This window comes from Pontibacter pamirensis, from assembly GCF_010015475.1.
GTDB lineage: Bacteria > Bacteroidota > Bacteroidia > Cytophagales > Hymenobacteraceae > Pontibacter > Pontibacter pamirensis.
The window spans coordinates 1-3903 of record NZ_SSNI01000090.1 but is presented as its reverse complement, the minus strand read 5'-3'; the positions used below and the strand labels follow the sequence as shown (position 1 = coordinate 3903).

At 44.5% G+C, this 3903-nt stretch carries 6 protein-coding genes; 1 reads left to right on the top strand and 5 read right to left on the bottom strand.

The genetic code is table 11. The annotated features are described in order from the left end of the window. Window positions 1–168 precede the first annotated feature (168 nt). The 5 genes from E1919_RS26945 to E1919_RS26925 form a co-directional block, all read right to left on the bottom strand. On the bottom strand, window positions 169–747 hold the full coding sequence (locus E1919_RS26945; RefSeq protein ID WP_162056496.1) for a hypothetical protein: 579 nt from the start codon (window positions 745–747) through the stop codon (window positions 169–171). Beyond that, window positions 747–1187, bottom strand: a complete 441-nt coding sequence (locus E1919_RS26940; RefSeq protein ID WP_162056495.1) for a DUF4259 domain-containing protein — start codon at window positions 1185–1187, stop codon at window positions 747–749. The genes E1919_RS26945 and E1919_RS26940 overlap by 1 nt, the downstream gene beginning before the upstream one ends. 316 nt (window positions 1188–1503) lie before the next feature. Next, window positions 1504–1899 carry a hypothetical protein gene (locus tag E1919_RS26935; protein WP_162056494.1) on the bottom strand — a complete coding sequence of 132 codons (396 nt, stop codon included), beginning with the start codon at window positions 1897–1899 and terminating at the stop codon, window positions 1504–1506. 440 nt (window positions 1900–2339) lie between these two features. After that, window positions 2340–2675: an SIMPL domain-containing protein gene (locus E1919_RS26930; RefSeq protein WP_162056493.1), complete on the bottom strand. Its 336-nt coding sequence runs from the start codon at window positions 2673–2675 to the stop codon at window positions 2340–2342. A gap of 18 nt (window positions 2676–2693) precedes the next feature. Further along, entirely contained in the window at window positions 2694–2978 is a 285-nt protein-coding gene (locus tag E1919_RS26925; protein WP_162056492.1) for a hypothetical protein, read from the bottom strand. Window positions 2979–3227: 249 nt separating this feature from the next. On the opposite strand from E1919_RS26925, the gene E1919_RS26920 reads away from it, so the two are divergent. Then, window positions 3228–3653, top strand: a complete 426-nt coding sequence (locus E1919_RS26920) for a DUF2267 domain-containing protein (RefSeq protein WP_237144891.1) — start codon at window positions 3228–3230, stop codon at window positions 3651–3653. The last annotated feature ends 250 nt before the right edge of the window (window positions 3654–3903 follow it).

Sequence of the window (3903 nt, the reverse complement as noted above, 5' to 3'; positions counted from 1 at the left end):
ATCCTCAAACTCCTTCAGAATTTTGGCGATTTGCTGTGGGGTAAATGTCTTTCTCTTCATAAGTAACTGTTCAAAGTTAAAGGTTTTTCTCTACTTCAAAACAGTTCTATTTGCAGGGGAGCTGACATAATCAGGATGCTAAGAAAGAAATGCCTCATGTCTAAATTGCTAATGGATACAGCCGATGTACATGTCTGTCCTGACAACAAAGGCTTTTTGTTCTATTTGTCTGAAGACAGATACGGCACTGTCTGCACTGCTCTTGTTTTCGTATATTCCTGCTACCAGTGCCATAGTTTTCTCTGCTGCCTTTTCTTGGTATAGCCCCAGGTACTCCAAGCTTAAAGCAGTGGAGGGGAACCTTCTGGGACAGTAGTCTCCTGCAAACACTTCATCCTCGTCATCTTCAGGCAAGGCAATCAGGTTCTTTGATTCATTGTAGCTGCGCCCCATGGTGTCTATCGGAATTTTGAAGGAACCATGCATGGAAAGCATTTCTTCACGTAGCTCCTTATAACTGCCGCTGGTGTCTGCGATGACGATGTAATACGTTGCGGTTTCCTCCAAATAGCTACTCCCCGTGTCGCTCATGCTACTATCTACTGCTTTCGAGTAATCGGCTTTTGCCACTCCCACTGGATGTGCCTGTTCGGCAGTGACCAAATTGATTTCCTTCGCTTCCTGAGATTGTGTGGAATTACAGGAAAGAAAAACCAACAGGAAGGCAAACTGGAAGAACCTGTTCATTACGCAGGCGTCTGAGGTGGCCTGCTGACCAGTCGATAGATGAGTTGTTTCACTCCTTCTCTCCACGCTGGGTAATCTTCCTCGTTCTCCGCCCAAAGCTCATTTAGCTCAGAATCGTCTTCCAGAACTTTACTCAGAGCTTGCAATGCCTTATCTCTCAGGTCTGACAAATCCTGTTGTGGGTTTCTGTCAGGGAAGGTATCTACACTTAGTGGCTCCTCCTGGTCAGCAGAAGAGAACCTGGTGCCATTTAGTTGCCTGTCTACATAAGCTGCTGCGACAATAACAGCGTTTCCCTCATCTGATTCTAAATAATCAGAGTCAATAGCTGTGTCAAAAGCTCGTTTAAGCACATTTTTTGGATTGCCAGATTCCTCAACCTCAGCCATGAAGTCAAATGCTGCATCGTCCTCAAAGTACCCATATCCCCATGCGCCCATAGTTGTAGTTCAGTTTCTAATTGGTTATTGTAAGAGTTGAATTCCACATCAAGATACAAGGTAAATCAAGAAATATAAATAAAAATTAATATTCTAATTTTAAAGCCGCCTGTGACAGAAACGGTAGCGTGGTAGAGTTGGCGAGGGCGGTGAGGGTGGAGTGGTGACTGGCAACGTGTTACTACTGGAACAACACCAGCAATATTGGCAATATCTTAAATATGCTTTCTGCTGTCCTCCTACTTCTAATCCAGGGAGAAAGGCGCAGCCGTGTATGAAGCCTGAGCCGTGTTTGTAGCTTATAATCTTCTCTTTACTACCTGCCTGAAAACAGCACCAAGTTAGATTTCCTGTCAAGAAGCTTGTAACCTGTATGGTCCAACGATAAGTTACCACTGTCTAAGGCAATATATCTGAGCATATAAGCTTCTCCTGGCTCGTCTTTATAGATAAATCTTATGAAGCTGTACCTGGTTCTACTAAAGCCGTTTATGCTGTTCTTTTGCAGAAACTTTATGTTACTCATCAGAAGTTTCCAGTCTGAACTGTTCAATCGCTCCAACTCTGGCACCTGCTCCTTGGTGATTGAATTGAAGCCATCGTAGTTCGTCTGGTTAATGTAAAGTTGGTTGTTCTTTACAAATACAAGGGTAACTGAATCGTCAACCTTTTTGAAGATACTGTCTACCTGAAATATGGCTCTTTCAACCATGGCAACATCATCATTTAGCTCTATAAAGTTTCTGCTACCGCAAGAGTTTATGATAAAGGTTAAACAGATAAGAATGTAAAGAACCTTGTTACTCACTCGACTTCTTATTTAGAAATTATACAGAACGGTATTACAGCCTATGTATAGTACTCCCTCTTTGCAGGACCACACTGTGCTGTTTCTAAGTTGATTCTTTACTTGTACACTGTCCCATTCAGGCAGCTTCTTGCTCATAAACCTCAACTGGAATACACCTGCCGATTTCCTGCTCCAACAGGTATAAACGCTTCTATATGAACAAGAAAAGCCTCTGAATAGTGCCTCCACGGCCTGCACATATCCCTTTAAAACACAAAAAGGCAACACGGTCTTGCAGGTCACCTTTGTTACTATAGAAACAGGTAAATCTTATACTGTATACTACTGAAGGCAAGAAGTTACTATTGTAACCGGGCCTTTACCTTTAGCCGTGCTACCATACGGCGGTTAAAGTCGTTATATTCCGGTCCGTAAGGCACGGTGTTGTCTAACTCCTCCACTCCTACTATCTTGTAGCTACCTTCTCCGTTGCTCAGGAAGTTAAGCTTTGCTTTCGCGTTCTCCAGCGCTTGCTGCATCAGCTCCTGCTGCACCTGCTGGCGTTTGGCCGGGTCTATAACAGTGCCCGATACGTTCACGCTAAACGGAAAGTTATGGCGCAGCACATCCTGCATAATACGCCCGTACATGGCGCTGTCTGCTACGGTTATGTTATAGGAAACGCTGGTCTGGTACATCTCAGGCCTGATTTTTTCCTACCCCATCTGCTCCGGCATATAATGGATGTAAATGTTTTCACTTGTGAGCACCATATTCGGCACTTGCTTTTGAAGGGAGTCGGCCCACTCCATAAACTTGGTGCGCATGCCCATCGGGCCTTTGTAAGACAGGTTGAGGCGGTAACCTGCATCGGGCATGCTTTGCTCATGCTCCCCGATTACTTGGAGGTAATCCTCCTGTGCCTCGTCACGTAGTTGACAACTGCTGAGGGTGCCAAAACCGGCTAGCAGCGCCAGCACCCATACATATCCTTTTTTCATAGTTATATAGAGTTTGTGTATATAGGTTCAGATAACGAGAATCATGCCAGTTAATTGCGGTGGCATTCCGGCCAAACAATATGCTGCACAAGAGATAGCCGCACACCACTGGCAGGCAATCTTCTTCTCAAAAGGTTCTATGCCCTGATTCTATTCTCGCTTTGCATAATTGGTAAAGCCTTATAACCCTCTCTTATCGCTCACGTTAATTTTTAAGAGATGTTAAACGTTAAAAACGGAGGTAAAACTATGGCAATGAATTTTGAAGATTATGTAAAGGACTCGAAGACATGGCTCCATGAGCTGTGCTCTTACCTGGGTATTGAAGATGAACAAAAAGCTGGAAGAATCTTCCGCTCGGTGCTGCACGCTATCCGCGACCGCATTCCGACTGGTGAGGCCATTCATTTAGCAGCGCAGCTGCCTATTATCTGGAAGGGTATATACTTCCATGGCTTCACTATACACGAGCCCGTGCGTATCCGCCACGAAGACGAGTGGCTTGAGTTTATCCGCAGCAAAGACGCTGGCGCGGAAGAGGCAGACTTTCCAACATTAGACCACGCTTACTATGCCTACCATGATGTGATGGCATTCCTTCGCGACCACATATCAGAAGGCCAGTACGAGCAGGTAGCACAGGCGCTGCACTCTGAATTTACCATACCAGCCTAAACAAAGCAACACAAACCAAAAGACACCTTAGAGGTCTGGCTAAAGCCAGACCTTTTTTATTGTGCAGCTGTATTCTGTATCATTAAAAAAAATGGAAACAGACGGGTTGGCATTAGTAGTACTTAAGAGCATGTTTAAATTTGTAACGTTCTGATTTTTAGTCAATCCGGTTAAGAATGAGCTGACAATTCTGCCATAGTACCCATGCTTCTGCGCTTTTAGTGGTCTTTTCATGGTCTTTGTCGAGCCT